This window comes from Arthrobacter psychrolactophilus, from assembly GCF_003219795.1.
Classification (GTDB): Bacteria; Actinomycetota; Actinomycetes; order Actinomycetales; family Micrococcaceae; genus Specibacter; species Specibacter psychrolactophilus.
In genome coordinates this window covers 23,883-40,252 of record NZ_QJVC01000011.1, presented here as the reverse complement: position 1 = coordinate 40,252, position 16,370 = coordinate 23,883, and the positions used below count along the sequence as shown (strand labels likewise).

The window sequence follows — 16,370 nt, the reverse complement described above, 5'->3', positions numbered from 1 at the left end:
CCCAAGGGGAGAAATAATGCTGACCCAGCTTGCCGGCGTCGTACTAGCCGCTGCAGAGGAACATGAAGAACTTGCACCGTTGATTGCACCGCCGTTGGTTATCGGCGGCGTCATGCTCGCCGCATTGCTGCTGCTCATGCTGGTCACGGTCTCCTTCATGAACTTGGGCAACCGTCACGAGGCAGTGGAGGAATCTGAAGATCCCCACCGTCAGCACACCAATAAGCACATGCACGGCAACGATTCGGCGTCCTCTCATCACTAAGGACACCATCCGGGTGCCGTCGACTGAGGGCACCCGGAGCCGTCTCCGTGTTGGAGTCATGGGTGGCACGTTTGATCCGATCCACCATGGTCACCTTGTCGCAGCCAGTGAGGTTGCGAGTGTTTTTGAACTTGATGAAGTTATTTTTGTCCCTACCGGCGAGCCCTGGCAGAAGGCGAAAAGTCGTGTCAGTGCCGCCGAGCACCGGTACCTGATGACGGTCATTGCCACGGCGGCGAACCCGCGCTTTACCGTGAGCCGGGTGGATATTGATCGTCCCGGACCCACGTTTACGATCGACACCTTGCGTGATCTGCATCGTACGCGGCCCGAGGCTGACTTGTTCTTCATCACAGGCGCCGACGCCATGTCACAGATCATGTCATGGAAAGATAGCGACGAACTGTGGGATCTAGCCCATTTTGTGGGTGTTACCCGTCCCGGTCACGTGCTCGATGACCGCGGGCGTACCGATGTAAGTTTGTTGGAGGTCCCTGCCATGGCGATTTCTTCAACGGATTGCCGTAAGCGCGTGGCCGAACAGAATCCCGTCTGGTATCTGGTTCCGGACGGCGTCGTGCAATATATTGCCAAGTATGGACTGTATGTTCAGCCCGGAACAGATGCCGGAGCAGGCCTTGTGTCGCTGAGCACTGAGAACCGAATGAGTAAGTGATGAGTAAGGAAACGGAGCCGATTCGTAGCCGCAGGGAACTGCGCGCACAGTCGGCACAAGCAGCAAGCGCCGCGGCCAAGCCGCCGGTGCCGCTCAGCCCTGCCGCCCAGGCGCCGGCGGAAGCCGTTGCCCCGGGCGAGAACGCCTCAGCCTCCGTTGCGCCGCCCGTTCCAGCCTCCCGCCCGGAGCCGCACGCCCACCGGGCCGAACGGCAATCGCAGACCAGGGCCCGCGATCGTGCCGCCCTGCGCGCCTACAAGGAACTCATAGACCCTCCGGGATTGAGCCCGCTCCCGTCCCGACGGACCATTCGCCAGTCACAGCTCGACGCCGAGCGTGCCCCGGTCACCGCCGTCAACCCGGTCGTCCCGGCCAAGACGCCGACTCCGGCCCCCAAAACTCCTATCGCGGCTGAGCCCGTCGTGGCCCAACAGCCCGTCGAGGCAAGCCCGGCCCCAGCCGCGGCACAGCCCACTCGCGTGGGTCGTCGTGCGGCAGTAGTACGGGCCAACCGGGGTCTCCCGGCGAGCCAGCCTGTCGCCTCACCTGCCCCGCGCCCGACGCCGGAACCCACTCCGGTTCCCGCAGCGGAAGCTCCCGCCGTGCTCGCCCCGGCAGACGAGGCGGCCGCGGCTGAGCCTGAGGCTCCCGCCACTATCTTGAATGCCGAAGCTCCGGCGGCTCCCGAGGTAGCAGCGGTTACCGAGGAAGTTGCTGCCGATCCGGCCGCAACTCATCCGCCACTGCCCGGCCTTGTGGCCGGTGGCAGCTACTATCCCGTGTCGGCAGGTCCGCCAGCGGCCGCTGTGGCACCGAGCACCGAGGAACTGCGGATCCTGGCGGCACAGCGTGCCGAGGCAGAACGCGCCGCCATCTTGGCCGAGCGAGCGCAGGCTCGCGAACGCCTGGCCCAGGAAAGTGCGAAAAATCGACGTCCGGCCTCGGATCCTACGGCGACCAACAACCTCGCCATGGTGACTCCGTTGGACTTCATCGAGGTTCCCGGTGCCGATCGTCCCATCCTGCGTCAACCCACCACGACGCATGTGCCGATCGTGGCAAATGCTGCCATCCGGGGCGCCTCAAAACGGCCCGGAACAACAACGAAGCAGACGGCAACCCCGAAACTTCCACCGACCCCCACGGCTTCGACGCCAGTTCAAGACACCACCGCGACTGTCCCGAACGTCCGCGCCGACCGTTTTGACGCGGCTCTGACGGCGCGTACCGTGCCCCGCCCCACCGCGGATCGTCCGGTCAGCGGTGGTCGCAGCAACACGCTCAAGCAGGCCGAGGCCATGGCTACCGGTAGTCAGGCCGCCGTCCCCGCCGAGGCTGAGGCAGCGGCGGCCGTGCAACGCTCACAGATGCCACCCATTCCTGCCGATTACGCCCATGGGCTTGAACCCCTGGACGCCATGACAGCAGGACTGGGCAGAACACAGCGAAACTTGCTGATTCAGTGGGGATCCGTGGTTGCCGGTGGTGCCGCGATCGTTGTTGGGGCCATAATGTTTTTCACCGCACTTGCACGCTAAATTTTTTACCAATCAAAGGAAACAGTAGTGACAGCAACAGAACAGTCCATCAACCTTGCACGGGCAGCAGCCCGCGCGGCCTCGGACAAGCTGGCTCAGAACGTAACAGCCATCGACGTGAGCGAACGTCTGGCCATCACGGATCTCTTCTTCATTGCATCAGGTGCCACCGAGCGCCAGGTCAACGCAATTGCAGACGGCATCGAAGATGAGCTCCACAAGTTCGACATGCGTCCCGTACGTCGCGAGGGTCGCTCCAGCGGCCGTTGGGTCTTGTTGGACTACGCCGACATCGTCTTCCACATTCAGCATGAAGAAGACCGCGTCTTCTACGCCCTGGAACGCCTCTACGGTGACTGCCCCGTCATCGACCTGCAGCTTGCAGAGTCCGATCCTTCGGCGAAGCCTGCTGAGGCCGTTGCAGAAGCAGACACCGAAAACTAACCCCTTAGACGGGCTCAGGAACTATAGATAGGTCATTTCATGGCTTCCAATGGCCCCGAGCGCTCAGTTTTGCAGCCCGCCGGCCCCCGCCGGCGGGTTATTTTTTTGCGTCACGGACGCACCTCCTGGAATGCGGAACGTCGCTTTCAGGGACAAAGCGATATCGCACTGGATGCGGTGGGGGAGACGCAGGCGGGGCGTGCCGCGGCACTCTTGGCAAGCAAGCTGGGCCCGGTCCTCGATGACGCCGTGCAGCTGGTCTCCTCAGACCTCTCCCGCGCCTATGCCACAGCCAAGGCACTGGCGGCCCTGACCGCCCTGGACGTCACGGTTGATGCGAGGCTCCGGGAGACTTTCGGTGGAAGCTGGGAGGGGCTGACCTTCGCGGAGATCATCGAGCGGTACCCGGAGGAGATCCACCGCTGGCAGCTCGACGAGCCGGGAGTACGCGCCGGTGGGGGAGAAACCCGCCGCGACGTGGCGACGCGCATGGTGGACGCCATTCTTGAGCACGTCCGGGCCTTGCCCGAGGGTGGGACCCTAGTGGTGACAACCCATGGAGGGGCAACGCGTGTGGCCCTCGCAAAACTTTTGGGTTTGCCCGAAGAACTGTGGCGGACCTTGTCGGGGCTCTCGAATTGCCACTGGTCTGTTGTTGAGGAAAACATCCTGGATGCTGATTCCAGTCACTGGCGGTTGCTGGAACATAACGTTGGAACGCTCCCGGAACCCTATGAAATACCTGAAGTTCTGGCAGAACCGGTCGAGGATTAACGGCCTGAGAAACCCCGATTTGTAAGTTTGGCAAAAGTTGTTCTAATATAGTCAGGTTGCTCCGGCCAAGACCGAAAGGTCAAGGAAAAGGAACAACAAGAAGTAAGTGTTTGGGGCTGTGGCGCAGCTGGTAGCGCACCTGCATGGCATGCAGGGGGTCAGGGGTTCGAGTCCCCTCAGCTCCACCAAACACATCATGGATTGCAAGATCTCATGGTGGTTTACAACTAAATAAGTTTTGGGGCTGTGGCGCAGCTGGTAGCGCACCTGCATGGCATGCAGGGGGTCAGGGGTTCGAGTCCCCTCAGCTCCACCAAACACATCATGGATTGCAAGATCTCATGGTGGTTTACAACTAAATAAGTTTTGGGGCTGTGGCGCAGCTGGTAGCGCACCTGCATGGCATGCAGGGGGTCAGGGGTTCGAGTCCCCTCAGCTCCACCAAAACAAAAGATCCGGTCATCGTTACGATGGCCGGATCTTTTTGTCTCCGCGTCTTCGTAGCGTTCCTTATCGTCACAAAGGGTAACGCGCGCGGTAGCCAAACAATGGAAGAATGGTGCAGTGTCCACGCCAGATTTTGCTCGAGAAGAGCCCACACCCGCACCCGTGGCTCCCTGGGAATCAGCAGCCCACGGTGCCCGTAGTTATGACGCCGTCCTGGCCAGCATCGAGGTTGATTTGCGTCAAGGGAAAATCAAGGTCGGGGACCAGCTGCCCGGGGAGAGAGCCCTCGCCCTCCGGCACGGCATTTCCCGGGCTTCGGTCCGTGACGCCATTCGCGTTCTCGACGCCATGGGTGTCGTGCGGACAGGCGTAGGATCCGGACCGCAGTCAGGAACCGTTGTGATCGCCAACCCAAGCGCCGGACTCGCCTCGACGCTGCGGCTGCACATGGCCACCAATCATTTCCCTGTGGCCGACATCGTCCAGACGCGCGTCATGATGGAAACCTGGGCGGCTGTTGAGGCCGCGGCCAGCCCGCGCAGTGCCGAACAAGTTAGCAAACTACGTGGGGCACTGACGGCCATGGCGGCCCCGGGACTGAGCCGCGAGGCTTTTCACGTCTTGGATGCCGCCTTCCACGTCTACTTGAGCTCCCTCGCCGGCAACGCCGTTGTCACGTCAATGATGGAATCCCTGCGCTCGGCCATCCAGGGGTATGTCGGCGCCGCTATTACCAGCGATGACCACTGGGAGACGATGGTCCCGACACTGCGCCAGCAGCATGAAGACATTGTTGCCGCGGTCATAGCCAACGACGGCGGTGCGGCCGCCGCGGCCCTCAAATCCCATATCGAGTGGTTCCACCAACACAGTGAATCAGCTCCCGCCACAGCGTCAACGCCGGAAAGGCCCCAGTCATGAGATGCCCCTGTAACAGCGGAGAGAGCTACGAGGGATGCTGCGCCAAATACCTCAACGGTCTTGACACGGACCTTGTGGCTTACCCGCCAACAGCCGAGGCGCTCATGCGTTCCCGGTACACGGCGTTTGCCCTGGGCGATGTGCGGTATCTGCTGCACTCGTGGCATCCCGACACGCGACCGGCAACGTTGGAGCTGGACCCTGATCAGCAGTGGTACCTGCTAGAAATCCTGAGCACGAGCCAAGGCGGCTACTTTGACGACTCCGGCGTCGTCAGCTTCCGGGCCAGCTACCGTTCCGCCACGAATCGGAAGCGTCGAGATTCGCTGACGGAAACCAGCAGCTTCGTCCGTGACGGTAAGCAATGGCTCTACCTGGACGCGCTGGAAATCAGTTAGCCTCACCCTGGTGTGACATTACGCACCTGAGGCGGCGGCCTTGCTTGCCGAACAAAAGGGCGGCGGTAGAGTTGCCCAGTGGAGCAAAATAGCAGCGGCGAGAACCTGGCTACCCCTGAGGTAGCCCCCTTCGACTTTGCGCAGCTGCGCCGCTTTCCCGACATTGAAGCAGCTAACCTCTTCGCGCACGACGCCACGGATGAACTGCTCCTCAACGAGGCGGCCGAGGCGCTGAAGCTAGCTGGCAGCGGCGACGTGGTCATCGTGGGCGAGCGGTACGGGGCGTTGACGCTCGCCGCCGCCTCCGTCCATGAGTTGACGGGACTACGGGTCCAGCAAGATGGGCTATCTGGCGAGCTGGCACTGAGCCACAACGCCGAGCATTTCAACCGCTCGGAGAGCTACACCTCCCTGCCGCTGAGCGCCGAACTGTTTAGTGGCGCAACCGTGGTGCTATGGCAGCTCCCGCGCAGCCTCGAGGAGGTCAGTGAGACGGCCGAACTCATCGCCGCCCACGCCAGCCCAGAGGTTCAGATTTTTGCTGGCGGACGGGTCAAACACATGACCGTGGCCATGAACACCGTCCTCGAAAACTACTTTTCCCACGTGTCGGCCGGCCGGGCCTGGCGCAAGTCTCGCCCGCTGAAGGTCAGTGGCCCGCGGAAGGAGGCTCCGACGTCGAGCTTCCCGCGAAAGGAATATCACGCGGACTTGGACCTGTGGCTGTGCGCCCACGGGGCGACCTTTGGCGGTACCAAAGTTGATGTCGGGACCCGTTTCTTACTCGAGTTTGTGCCGCAGATGCGCCAGGACAACACCGCGATCGACCTAGGTTGCGGCAATGGCACCATCGCCGTCTCGCTCGCCAAGGCCAGAGGGCAGATGCGCGTCATTGCCAGCGATCAATCCGCCGCCGCGGTGGCCTCAACACGAGCCACGGCGGCGGCCAATGGTGTGGGGGAGCGCGTGGAGGTGGTGCGCGATGACGCTCTGAGCAGCCAAGGTGGAGGATCTGCCGGGCTGATCGTGCTCAATCCGCCCTTCCATGTGGGGGCCACCGTGCATGCGGGGATCGCGCTGAAACTCTTTGCCGAGGCCGGGCGAGTGCTCGCTCCGGGAGGGGAGTTATGGTGTGTTTATAACAGTCACCTGCAGTACCGTGGATCCCTAGAAAAACTTGTTGGCCCCACCGAGCTCGTGGGACGCAATAGCAAGTTCACCGTGAGCGTTTCACGGCGGCCCCTTTTGTAGCAATCACTGTGTGAGTTCTGAGCCGTGGCGTTCACGCGCAGGAGCGCAGCTAAAGGTAATGTTGCAGGTGGACATTAGGGGAGTCCGCCACCGTTTGTATGACATCTGTCAAGGAGTAAATTTTGGGTGTTCCCGAGGCTGGTTTACCGCAGCGCCGTCGAGGTACCAATCTGCCGAAGATGGGCGATTACAACCAGTCGGTTATTCTAGATTCCATTCGTCGCGCCGAAGAAGGGCTCAGCCGGGTGGAACTAGCGGCCTCAGCCGGACTTGCCGCGCAAACGGTGTCCAATATTTGCCGCCGACTTCTCGATACCGGACTCATCATCGAGGCCGGCAAGGAAGCCTCCGGCCCCGGCAAACCACGCACCATGCTGCGCCTGAACCCCAAGGGCATGTACGCCGTCGGAATTCACATTGACCCGGCCCTGACCAGCTACGCCCTCCTGGATGCCGTGGGCACGGTGTTGCTTTCTCTCGACGAACCCACCGACCTAGCCGGAGACCCCTTCGAGGTTGTCGCGGCAATGGGCGCCAAGGTGCGGCACATCATTGACGAATCTGGTGTCGACGAGCAGCGCATCGCTGGTGTTGGCGTCGCCACCCCCGGCCCCGTCGATGCCGCCAGCGGCACCGTGGTTAACCCGCCGCATATGCCCGGTTGGGCCCGCGTTCCCTTGCGCGACATCCTGCACGAGATAACGGGCCTGCCGGTCATCGTCGACAAGGACGTCACCGCGGCCGCCGTGGCTGAGGTCTGGGCCGGATCCACGAGCAGCGTTCGGGACTTTGTCTTTGTCTACATTGGTACGGGCATTGGTGCCGGGCTGGTCCTCAACGACGAGGTAGTCCGGGGCTCCTCGGGCAATGTGGGCGAGATTGGACATATCATCGCCGATCCCGACGGTCCCGAATGCGATTGTGGCCGACGCGGCTGCATCAAGGTCACCTGTATGCCTGAAACGCTGGTGGCCCAGGCTCGCGCCGCCGGAGTGCTGCCGGAGGCTTCTCCCGACGAAGCCTCGTTGCCGCAGGACATGGCTGACCTAGCCCAGGCCGCAGCGGAAGGTAACCCAGCAGCCCTCGACATTTTGACACAATCGGCACATCGACTGGCCGGCGCCGCCTCGGTGCTGACAAATCTGCTCGACGTCGAACGCGTCGTCTTTGGTGGACCTTTCTGGCCGCCGCTGGCTCCCACACACCTCGCGACGATTCCAGCATTGATAGAACACTACAGCGTCACCACGAGCGTGCATTCGGTCAACGTTGTGGGCACCATGGTGAGCTCGGGTGAGGAAGCTTTTGGCGCCGCCTGCCTCGTCATGGAAAATACCTTTAGCCCCAACGCGGCACGGCTGCTGTTGGATTCGAAGGGCTAAACCCTCCCTGCTGGAATTTTTCTAATCCACGTCTTCCACGATCTGGCCGAAGGGAATGGTCTCATCGGTGTGCGCCTGAACAACGTGCGTACTGGTCACAACACGCACGCCATGGGTCTTCTCGGCGATCGATTGCAACAGAACCGGCATGAGCGTTGCAATAAACGACTCACTTTTGCCTTGCAGATACTCTGAATACACGGCTGGTAATTGGGTCATGAACCATACTGTAGCCCCGCGTGCGAGCATCCAACAGATGTTGCTGCAGAAGATTTTCCTGCCTTCGAAAAACGCCTAACGCCGTAGAATATTCGACGAGCCGTTACCTTGCCACTCTCTGATCGAACGGATCGGATGAAATATTGCATTACGTAGCGCCATAATTCGATTCTCACGTTGTGCTGTGTGATGAAAAGCCTAGTATTGCTACTACGTTACTTCTTCAACGTGTGTCGGCGACCTTCGAATGATTCGAGGGTGTGGGTGCCCCCATGTGGGCCTGACATTTGCTGGTGGATCGCGGATCTGGAAGCCGCCGGCATCAAGATCATTCAGGTTGATGAGCCCGCCCTGCGCGAATTCCTCCCGCTGCGTCGCGCCGATCAGGCTGCGTACCTGGACTGGTCGGTCAACTCCTTCCGCCTCTCCACGGCAGGCGCTGTTGACGGCACCCAGATCCACACCCACCTGTGCTACTCCGAGTTTGGTGTCATCATCGACGCCATCGACGGACTGGATGCGGACGTGACCTCCATCGAGGCTGCCCGCTCCCGCATGGACGTTGTCAACGACCTGGAGGCTCACGGCTTCGGTCGCGGTGTCGGCCCGGGTGTCTATGACATCCACAGCCCTCGCGTCCCCGGCCAGGCCGAGGTCACCGAACTGCTGGGCACTGCCGTCAAGCATGTTCCGGCCCGCCAGCTCTGGGTCAACCCGGACTGTGGCCTGAAGACCCGCGGCTACGCAGAGACCGAAGAATCCCTGCGCAACCTGGTCAACGCCACGAAGGAAGTTCGCGCTCAGCTCGTCTAGTTCGCACCACTGATTCTTTCCCTTCATCGAGGACGAAGTTGTTGGATCAAAACACCGGAAATCGGTGGAATCGGTCCACCAGCTACGTCCTCGATGGTATTTGGTTCGAAAGTATGTTCTAAATCGTATTTTCTCCGCAGGGATGCTGGCGGTACATTGAAGGCATGAACGTACAAGAGGCAGTGACGGCGGCGCGGACAGTCTTCAACAGTGGGGTCACAAAACCCCTGGACTGGCGGCTGCAGCAGCTCAAGGCGATGAACGCCATGTTGGTTGAGCATCGCGAAGACTTTACGCAGGCGCTCGCCGCCGACCTTGGCAAACACCCCTCCGAAGCCTGGCTGACGGAGATCGGCTTTCTCACAGCGGAGATCGCCCACACCATCAAACAGCTGCCGGTGTGGCTCAAACCCCAGAAGGTAGCTGTTCCTCTTGCCCTCCAGCCCGCCCGGGCCGCGACGCGCTTAGAACCGCTCGGTGTTGTCCTCGTCATCGCACCCTGGAACTATCCCGTACAGCTCCTGCTGGCGCCCATGATCGGTGCGCTCGCAGCCGGGAACACCGTGGTGGGTAAACCCAGCGAGATGGCACCGGCCAGCTCTGCGCTCCTAGCTCGCCTGGTGCCGAACTACCTCGCCGATGCGGTGACGATCGTGGAGGGTGGCATCCCCGAAACCACCGAACTGCTCGAACAGCGCTTTGACCACATCTTCTACACGGGCAATGGCAAGGTGGCCCGCATCGTCATGAGTGCCGCGGCCAAACACCTCACGCCTCTCACCCTTGAGCTGGGTGGAAAATCCCCGGTCTACATCGACGAATCCGTGGAGATGATCACGGCGGCCCGCAGGATCGTCTGGGGTAAGTTCATGAATGCGGGGCAGACCTGCGTCGCCCCCGACTATGTCCTGGGCACCGATGCGGCCCTCGCCAAGCTCGCCAAGGAGCTGCCCCTGGCTATCGAGGAGCTCTATGGAACCGACGCCGCTCATAGCCTGGCGTATGGGCGCATCATCAACGATGCGGCCTTTACCCGGCTCACGGGGCTCCTCGAGCAGGACCTGCAGGACGACGCCGGATCGGCTCTCGTTAGTGGCGGGACCACGGACGCCGCCACCCGCTACATCGAACCCACCGTCATTCACGTCGACGCTCATGCAGCGCTCATGCAGGATGAAATCTTCGGCCCCATCCTGCCCCTTGTCACGGTCGCCTCGGCACAGGAGGCCATCGACTTCATCAATGAGCGCGACAAGCCGCTAGCCCTGTATGTCTTTAGCGATGACGAAGGCGTGCGGAAAGACTTCACGGAAGGCACGACGTCGGGCGCCCTCACCTTTGGGGTTCCGGTGGCTCACCTTTCCGTGCCCGGCTTACCTTTCGGTGGGGTAGGGCAGAGCGGTATGGGTCGCTATCACGGCCAGGACTCCATCGCGACGTTCTCGCACCGCAAGGCGATCCTGGACAAGCCGCTCTCGCCCGACACGCTCGCGTTAATCTACCCGCCCTTCGGCTCGGTCAAGAAGCAGCTCATCAAGCGCTTCGTGGCACCGGCCAAGAAATTCCGCAAGAGCTAAGTGCTCAGGGGTCAGCCACTAAGGGGTAGCGTCAACGTGACTGGAGCCCGTCAGCTCCTGCAAGATCCCCGCGAGCTTGTCCACAAACAACTCAACACGGGCCGTGCGGGTGTCGTTGATCAGGAGCGCAAAGATGTTGCGCGCCAGACGAATCTCCGGCACATCCAGCACCACCACGTTCTCGGGCCGCGCCTGCAACGCCAACTCCGGCACCAGCGCGGCCCCGAGACCCACGCTGACCAGCTGCAGGCTCGCATTGAAGTCATCGCTGTAGGCGGCAACGCGCGGATGCAGATTGCACCCGGCAAACAACCGCTCAATCACCGTCGCATCGCTCGTGCCCGGGTGATGCATAATCCACGGCATATCCGATAACTGCGAGGCCTCCATGATGGACCCGGGCCGGATACCCCACGCCTTCGGCAACACCACACGGAAATTATCATCGCCGACCCATTGCCGGTTCAAGGTGTGCGGCCACGCTAGACCGGACTGACCCACCTGATACACCAAGGCCACGTCCAACTCGCCGCCGGAACGCAGGCCCCCAATGGTTTGCTGCGGTTCGCCAACCGAGACATGCAACTTGATCCCCAACTCCGGCCACTGGGGACTACGCAAGAGCCGCGGCAACACATGGCTGGCCAACGAGGGGAAAATCCCGAGCCGTAGCTCATGACTAGCTACCTCCGCCGTGCGCGCGCTCGCAGCTAGGAGGGCGTCGATATCGGTCAGCACCTTGGCGGCATGCCGGGACATGACCAGCGCGGCGTCACTGGGCACGATGCTGCGGGCAGTGCGGTGAAAGAGCTCCACTCCCGTATCGCGCTCCAGTGCGGACATTTGTTGTGAAACGGCCGACGCCGTGTACCCCAGTTGGGTGGCGGCGGCGGCGAAGGATCCGCGGCGCACCACTTCTAAGAGGGTCCGCAGGTGCACGGGGTTGATCACGGCTTGCTCTTTCGTTGGGGGCGGACCTGGTTCCTAGGCAAGCATAGAGCGCTCTTGTGGCAGATCGGGTCTCAATCGGCCGATCCTCGCCACGTTATGTACATTTGTACATAACGCAGAGTTCTCTCAAGATTGGAAGCCACTATGACCCACCCCAGTTTCGGCAACGACCCGCGCTCCATGCGTGAACGCATGGAGGCCGGCGAGAACTACCTGGCCACCGATGTGGAGCTGGCGCGCGCCTCTCAGCGAGCCATCATGCTGGCGCATCGCTACGGGCAACTCTGGGCGGAGGATCGGGACGCCGCGGAGGCGATCCTCGAGGAGCTCTTAGGTGATGTGGGGGAGGATGTTGAGATCCGCCCACCGCTGTATGTCGACTATGGCAGCTACCTCACGATTGGCCCGCGCACCTTCATCAACTACAACTTCACGGCTCTGGATGTAGCGCCCATTACGATCGGCGCCGACGTCCTGATCGGACCGGGCGTGCAGCTCCTCACGCCCACCCATCCGCTCGAGCCTGAGCTACGCCGGGACAAGCTGGAGGCGGCCAAGCCCATCACGATCGGCGATAACGTCTGGCTCGGTGGCGGCGTCATCGTCCTGCCCGGGGTCAGCATTGGCGAGAACACTGTGGTGGGTTCCGGATCTGTCGTCACGAAGGACCTGCCGGCCAATGTGGTGGCCGTGGGTAATCCGGCCCGCATCACGAAAAACCTCTGAGCATGGACCCGCAGCCTCGCACACGTCGCTACGATCCACAGCGGCGTTCCCGCATCATCGAGTCAACCCTGGAGGTCATTGCCGAGCACGGGGTGGCCGGAACCACTTACCGGAAGATCGCCGAGGCCGCCGGGGTGCCGCTGGGTTCAGTGAGTTATCACTTTGCCTCGCTGGAGGAGGTCATGGGTGAGGCATTCACGAAGCTGGCCAACGCCACGGCCGATGGCTTTGAGGTAGCCATGGGGAAGGCGCGGGACGAGGAGGAGGCGAGGGCCGCCGTCGTCCGTCTCATCATGGGGGAGTTGCTCGGTGACCCGCGCACCATGGCGCTGTCCTACGAGCTCTACGCCCTCGCAACGCGTAGCCCGGAGATTCGTCGTGTCACGGATGCGTGGATGGCGCGTAGCAGGGCCGCCCTGGGGCACTTCTTCGATCCGGAGACCACCATCATGCTCGATGCCCTGATCGAGGGGCTAGCGATACATCGGGCGCTGTCCTTGAGTGCCATGCCGCGCAGTACCGTCGAGGAGGCTGTGGCGCGCATTGTGCGGTGTGGCTGATTCCTGCGCCGACCCCTAGATGATGTGTTTGCCCCAGTGGTCGACACGAGGCTCGACACGCCGCGTTGCTGCGACACGCCACACATTAAATGTGGGGGGAAATAGTCCACACCCTGTGGACAGTCGGGATTAAACCTTGAGTTCTCGGGCTTTTAATTCTCCTAGGCTGTGGACGAACGGTGCATAAGAATGACATACTTGTAATACATCATGTAGGGGTCAACATCGAGTGCCTGCACTACATGTAGTATCTAATACAGAATTCGAGCGGATCCCAAAGAACCGCTTTGAACAGCTCAGAAGCTGGCGAGACCGTGGCAAGAACCGTTGGTCCCACCGACAACGAGTTAGCCAACAAAGGCAGCTAGACGTAGTAATAAATGAGGGGAACTCGATCATGACCGTCACGGTTTACACCAAACCTGCATGCGTTCAGTGCAACGCAACCTACCGCGCTTTGGATAAAAAGGGCATCACCTACAAGAGTGTAGATATCTCCGCCGACCCGGCCGCTTTAGAGCATGTGCTCAGCCTGGGTTACCAGCAGGCACCGGTTGTCATCACCGACGCCGATCACTGGTCGGGCTTCCGCCCGGACAAGATCGCCGAGTTGGCTGCCGCCGTCGAAAGCGAAGCAAGCGTAGCTTAGTGAGATGCGGGCCAGCTGGCCCGCCTGGCTCACCACAATTTCACGTGCGTTTCGGCGCACACGAGTGGGGCTAACCAGTCATATGGTTGGCCCCACAGCAGCAAGTAAAGTAGTTGGAAAGCGATTGTCATGTCAGCTGTAGCAGCAGAATCCGCTGTAGCTCGGGGCGCCTCTCGGTATACCAGCAGCCGATTGATTTACTTTTCCTCGGCCTCCGATAACACTCACCGATTCATGGTGAAACTGGGCATAGAAACAGCCCGGATGCCGTTGCATACCTATGAAGAGACACTTCTGGCTCAGGAGCCTTTCGTGTTGGTACTACCAACCTATGGCGGGGAAAACCGGCTAGGGGCGGTACCGAAGCAGGTCATTAAGTTCCTTAATGTGGCCGAGAATCGGCAACTGATCCGCGGCGTCATTGGCGCCGGGAATACAAATTTTGGCGACACCTATTGCCTCGCTGGCGACATTGTCGCCGAGAAGTGCAAAGTACAGCATTTATACCGTTTTGAACTGATGGGCACATCTGATGATGTGGACCGCGTTCGCGAAGGATTGGAAGAATTTTGGACACGATTGTCTCAGGAACGGACGCCGCTGTGAAGGCGTCCAAGGACATGCCAGCGGCGTGGGAGGGCTTGGGTTACCACGAGCTCAACGCCATGCTCAACCTGTACAACGCTCAGGGTGAGATCCAGTTTGACGCTGACCGCGCCGCCGCCCGTCAGTACTTCCTCCAGCACGTGAATAACAACACGGTGTTCTTCCATGACCTGGAAGAAAAGCTGGAGTACCTGGTCAAGAACGAATACTACGAGCGCGAAACACTCGATCAGTATTCGATGAACTTCATCCGTGCGCTCTACCAGCGCGCGTACAAGAAGAAGTTCCGTTTCGAGTCCTTCCTGGGTGCCTTCAAGTTCTACACGTCGTACACGCTGAAGACCTTCGACGGCAACCGTTACCTGGAACGCTACGAAGATCGCGTGTGCATGGTTGCCCTGCACCTGGCCCGTGGCAACGAGGCCTTGGCCGAGAACATCGTCGATGAAATCATGGACGGCCGTTTCCAGCCTGCAACCCCCACCTTCCTGAATGCCGGCAAGGCACAGCGCGGCGAGCTCGTCTCCTGCTTCCTGCTGCGCATCGAAGACAACATGGAATCGATTGGCCGTTCCATCAACTCCGCTCTGCAGCTGTCCAAGCGCGGTGGCGGTGTGGCCTTTGCGTTGACGAACATCCGCGAAGTGGGCGCGCCCATCAAGCAGATCGAGAACCAGTCCTCCGGCGTCATCCCCGTGATGAAGCTTCTCGAGGACAGCTTCTCCTACGCTAACCAGCTCGGTGCACGTCAGGGTGCCGGAGCCGTGTACCTGCACGCTCACCACCCCGACATCAACCGCTTCCTGGATACCAAGCGCGAAAACGCCGATGAGAAGGTTCGTATCAAGACCCTCTCCTTGGGTGTTGTGGTTCCTGACATCACCTTCGAACTGGCCAAGCGCGACGAGGACATGTACCTGTTCTCCCCGTACGACGTCGAAAAGGTCTACGGCATGCCGTTCTCCGACATCTCGGTCACCGAGAAGTACTACGAGATGGTGGACGACGCCCGCATCAAGAAGACCAAGATCAAGGCACGCGAGTTCTTCCAGACCCTCGCCGAGATCCAGTTCGAGTCCGGCTATCCGTACATCATGTTTGAAGACACGGTGAACCGCGCCAACCCGATCGACGGCAAGATCATCATGAGCAACCTGTGCTCCGAGATCCTGCAGGTATCACAGCCCACCACGTACAACGCCGACCTCTCTTACGATGAGACCGGTAAGGACATCTCCTGCAACCTTGGCTCGCTGAACATTGCCAAGGCCATGGACTCACCGGACCTCGGTGCCACGATTGAAACGGCCATCCGCACCCTGACGGCTGTTTCCGACATGTCCAACATCACCAGCGTCCCTTCGATTGCCAAGGGTAACGACCAGTCGCACGCCATCGGCTTGGGCCAGATGAACCTGCACGGTTACCTTGCTCGTGAGCGCGTCCACTACGGTTCCGAAGAGGGCCTGGACTTCACCAACATCTACTTCTACACGGTTGTTTACCACTGCATCCGCGCCTCGAACCTGTTGGCCATCGAAACCGGCAGCACCTTCGCCGGCTTCGAGAAGTCCACCTACGCCAGCGGCACCTTCTTCGATAAGTACACCGACGGCGTCTGGGTTCCGGAGACCGCCAAGGTTGCCGAATTGTTCGAGGGCGTTCACATTCCTACCCAGGAAGACTGGACCGCGCTGAAGGCCTCCGTTATGGAGCACGGTATCTACAACCAGAACCTGCAGGCTGTCCCGCCCACAGGCTCGATCAGCTACATCAACAACTCGACCTCCTCGATCCACCCGATCGCCTCCATGATCGAGATCCGTAAGGAAGGCAAGCTGGGCCGCGTGTACTACCCGGCTCCGTTCCTGACGAACGACAACATCGAGTACTACAAGGACGCGTACGAGATCGGTTTCGAGAAGATCATCGACACCTACGCCGCTGCCACGCAGCACGTGGACCAGGGCCTGTCCCTGACGTTGTTCTTCAAGGACACCGCCACCACGCGTGACATCAACAAGGCGCAGATCTACGCATGGCGCAAGGGCATCAAGACCATCTACTACATCCGTCTCCGCCAGCTCGCGCTGGAAGGGACCGAGGTAGAGGGTTGCGTTTCATGCGCACTGTAGCACAACAAAACTGACGAGTTCGACGGCGGGCGGGTCCC

General features: G+C 60.8%; 17 protein-coding genes, 3 tRNA genes and 1 pseudogene. 19 read left to right on the top strand and 2 right to left on the bottom strand.

The window, feature by feature from the left end; translation table 11 throughout:
- The first annotated feature begins 16 nt into the window (after window positions 1-16).
- The 12 genes from CVS30_RS11545 (at window position 17) to CVS30_RS11490 (ending at window position 8,096) form a co-directional block, all read left to right on the top strand.
- On the top strand, window positions 17-265 hold the full coding sequence (locus CVS30_RS11545) for a hypothetical protein (protein WP_110485487.1): 249 nt from the start codon (window positions 17-19) through the stop codon (window positions 263-265).
- A 13-nt stretch (window positions 266-278) separates the two neighbouring features.
- Window positions 279-941, top strand: coding sequence for a nicotinate-nucleotide adenylyltransferase (nadD, locus tag CVS30_RS11540; protein ID WP_281268084.1), 663 nt, complete (start codon window positions 279-281; stop codon window positions 939-941).
- Window positions 941-2,479 carry a hypothetical protein gene (locus CVS30_RS11535; protein WP_110485485.1) on the top strand — a complete coding sequence of 513 codons (1,539 nt, stop codon included), beginning with the start codon at window positions 941-943 and terminating at the stop codon, window positions 2,477-2,479. Before nadD ends, CVS30_RS11535 begins: the two co-directional genes overlap by 1 nt.
- A 27-nt stretch (window positions 2,480-2,506) precedes the next feature.
- Entirely contained in the window at window positions 2,507-2,923 is a 417-nt protein-coding gene (gene rsfS / locus CVS30_RS11530) for a ribosome silencing factor (RefSeq protein WP_110485484.1), read from the top strand.
- A 39-nt stretch (window positions 2,924-2,962) separates the two neighbouring features.
- Window positions 2,963-3,697 carry a histidine phosphatase family protein gene (locus tag CVS30_RS11525; RefSeq protein ID WP_110485483.1) on the top strand — a complete coding sequence of 245 codons (735 nt, stop codon included), beginning with the start codon at window positions 2,963-2,965 and terminating at the stop codon, window positions 3,695-3,697.
- 112 nt (window positions 3,698-3,809) lie between these two features.
- A tRNA-Ala gene (locus tag CVS30_RS11520) sits at window positions 3,810-3,885 on the top strand.
- Window positions 3,886-3,937: 52 nt separating this feature from the next.
- Window positions 3,938-4,013, top strand: a tRNA-Ala gene (locus CVS30_RS11515).
- A 52-nt stretch (window positions 4,014-4,065) separates the two neighbouring features.
- Window positions 4,066-4,141, top strand: a tRNA-Ala gene (locus CVS30_RS11510).
- 120 nt (window positions 4,142-4,261) lie between these two features.
- Window positions 4,262-5,065, top strand: a complete 804-nt coding sequence (locus CVS30_RS11505; protein ID WP_245934570.1) for a FadR/GntR family transcriptional regulator — start codon at window positions 4,262-4,264, stop codon at window positions 5,063-5,065.
- A complete protein-coding gene (locus tag CVS30_RS11500) occupies window positions 5,062-5,463 on the top strand; it encodes a YchJ family protein (protein ID WP_110485482.1) in 402 nt (133 codons plus the stop codon). The genes CVS30_RS11505 and CVS30_RS11500 overlap by 4 nt, the downstream gene beginning before the upstream one ends.
- A gap of 78 nt (window positions 5,464-5,541) precedes the next feature.
- Window positions 5,542-6,714: a class I SAM-dependent methyltransferase gene (locus CVS30_RS11495; protein ID WP_245934569.1), complete on the top strand. Its 1,173-nt coding sequence runs from the start codon at window positions 5,542-5,544 to the stop codon at window positions 6,712-6,714.
- Between the two features lie 179 nt (window positions 6,715-6,893).
- Window positions 6,894-8,096 (top strand): ROK family protein, encoded by a 1,203-nt coding sequence (locus CVS30_RS11490; protein WP_110485530.1) that lies wholly within the window; start codon window positions 6,894-6,896, stop codon window positions 8,094-8,096.
- A 21-nt stretch (window positions 8,097-8,117) separates the two neighbouring features.
- Here the strand turns inward: CVS30_RS11490 and CVS30_RS11485 are convergent, their stop codons facing one another.
- Entirely contained in the window at window positions 8,118-8,315 is a 198-nt protein-coding gene (locus CVS30_RS11485; protein WP_110485529.1) for a hypothetical protein, read from the bottom strand.
- A gap of 297 nt (window positions 8,316-8,612) precedes the next feature.
- Here CVS30_RS11485 and CVS30_RS11480 point away from each other — a divergent pair.
- Together CVS30_RS11480 and CVS30_RS11475 are read left to right on the top strand one after the other, a co-directional pair.
- Window positions 8,613-9,128 (top strand): annotated as a pseudogene (locus CVS30_RS11480) (5-methyltetrahydropteroyltriglutamate--homocysteine S-methyltransferase); the annotation flags it as partial.
- Between the two features lie 164 nt (window positions 9,129-9,292).
- Window positions 9,293-10,705 carry an aldehyde dehydrogenase family protein gene (locus tag CVS30_RS11475; RefSeq protein WP_110485481.1) on the top strand — a complete coding sequence of 471 codons (1,413 nt, stop codon included), beginning with the start codon at window positions 9,293-9,295 and terminating at the stop codon, window positions 10,703-10,705.
- Between the two features lie 18 nt (window positions 10,706-10,723).
- Here CVS30_RS11475 and CVS30_RS11470 read toward each other — a convergent pair whose 3' ends face one another.
- Window positions 10,724-11,656, bottom strand: coding sequence for a LysR family transcriptional regulator (locus CVS30_RS11470; RefSeq protein WP_110485480.1), 933 nt, complete (start codon window positions 11,654-11,656; stop codon window positions 10,724-10,726).
- A 144-nt stretch (window positions 11,657-11,800) separates the two neighbouring features.
- On the opposite strand from CVS30_RS11470, the gene CVS30_RS11465 reads away from it, so the two are divergent.
- From CVS30_RS11465 to nrdE, 5 genes are all read left to right on the top strand, one after another.
- Entirely contained in the window at window positions 11,801-12,382 is a 582-nt protein-coding gene (locus tag CVS30_RS11465) for a sugar O-acetyltransferase (protein WP_110485479.1), read from the top strand.
- Window positions 12,383-12,384: 2 nt separating this feature from the next.
- Complete coding sequence (locus CVS30_RS11460; protein WP_110485478.1) at window positions 12,385-12,942, top strand: TetR/AcrR family transcriptional regulator; 558 nt, start codon at window positions 12,385-12,387, stop codon at window positions 12,940-12,942.
- A 397-nt stretch (window positions 12,943-13,339) separates the two neighbouring features.
- Window positions 13,340-13,591, top strand: coding sequence for a glutaredoxin-like protein NrdH (nrdH, locus tag CVS30_RS11455; protein WP_110485477.1), 252 nt, complete (start codon window positions 13,340-13,342; stop codon window positions 13,589-13,591).
- 129 nt (window positions 13,592-13,720) lie between these two features.
- A complete protein-coding gene (nrdI, locus tag CVS30_RS11450; RefSeq protein ID WP_110485476.1) occupies window positions 13,721-14,197 on the top strand; it encodes a class Ib ribonucleoside-diphosphate reductase assembly flavoprotein NrdI in 477 nt (158 codons plus the stop codon).
- A 14-nt stretch (window positions 14,198-14,211) separates the two neighbouring features.
- Window positions 14,212-16,332 (top strand): class 1b ribonucleoside-diphosphate reductase subunit alpha, encoded by a 2,121-nt coding sequence (nrdE, locus tag CVS30_RS11445; protein ID WP_110485528.1) that lies wholly within the window; start codon window positions 14,212-14,214, stop codon window positions 16,330-16,332.
- The last annotated feature ends 38 nt before the right edge of the window (window positions 16,333-16,370 follow it).

Bases quoted from the DNA above. Each gene is read 5' to 3' on its own strand.
- CVS30_RS11535 (WP_110485485.1), top strand. From the start codon at position 941: ATGAGTAAGGAAACGGAGCCGATTCGTAGCCGCAGGGAACTGCGCGCA.
- nrdI (WP_110485476.1), top strand. From the start codon at position 13,721: ATGTCAGCTGTAGCAGCAGAATCCGCTGTAGCTCGGGGCGCCTCTCGG.
- CVS30_RS11485 (WP_110485529.1), bottom strand. From the start codon at position 8,315: ATGACCCAATTACCAGCCGTGTATTCAGAGTATCTGCAAGGCAAAAGT.
- nrdH (WP_110485477.1), top strand. From the start codon at position 13,340: ATGACCGTCACGGTTTACACCAAACCTGCATGCGTTCAGTGCAACGCA.
- CVS30_RS11460 (WP_110485478.1), top strand. From the start codon at position 12,385: ATGGACCCGCAGCCTCGCACACGTCGCTACGATCCACAGCGGCGTTCC.
- CVS30_RS11475 (WP_110485481.1), top strand. From the start codon at position 9,293: ATGAACGTACAAGAGGCAGTGACGGCGGCGCGGACAGTCTTCAACAGT.
- CVS30_RS11545 (WP_110485487.1), top strand. From the start codon at position 17: ATGCTGACCCAGCTTGCCGGCGTCGTACTAGCCGCTGCAGAGGAACAT.
- CVS30_RS11490 (WP_110485530.1), top strand. From the start codon at position 6,894: ATGGGCGATTACAACCAGTCGGTTATTCTAGATTCCATTCGTCGCGCC.
- nrdE (WP_110485528.1), top strand. From the start codon at position 14,212: ATGCCAGCGGCGTGGGAGGGCTTGGGTTACCACGAGCTCAACGCCATG.
- CVS30_RS11465 (WP_110485479.1), top strand. From the start codon at position 11,801: ATGACCCACCCCAGTTTCGGCAACGACCCGCGCTCCATGCGTGAACGC.
- CVS30_RS11525 (WP_110485483.1), top strand. From the start codon at position 2,963: ATGGCTTCCAATGGCCCCGAGCGCTCAGTTTTGCAGCCCGCCGGCCCC.
- CVS30_RS11500 (WP_110485482.1), top strand. From the start codon at position 5,062: ATGAGATGCCCCTGTAACAGCGGAGAGAGCTACGAGGGATGCTGCGCC.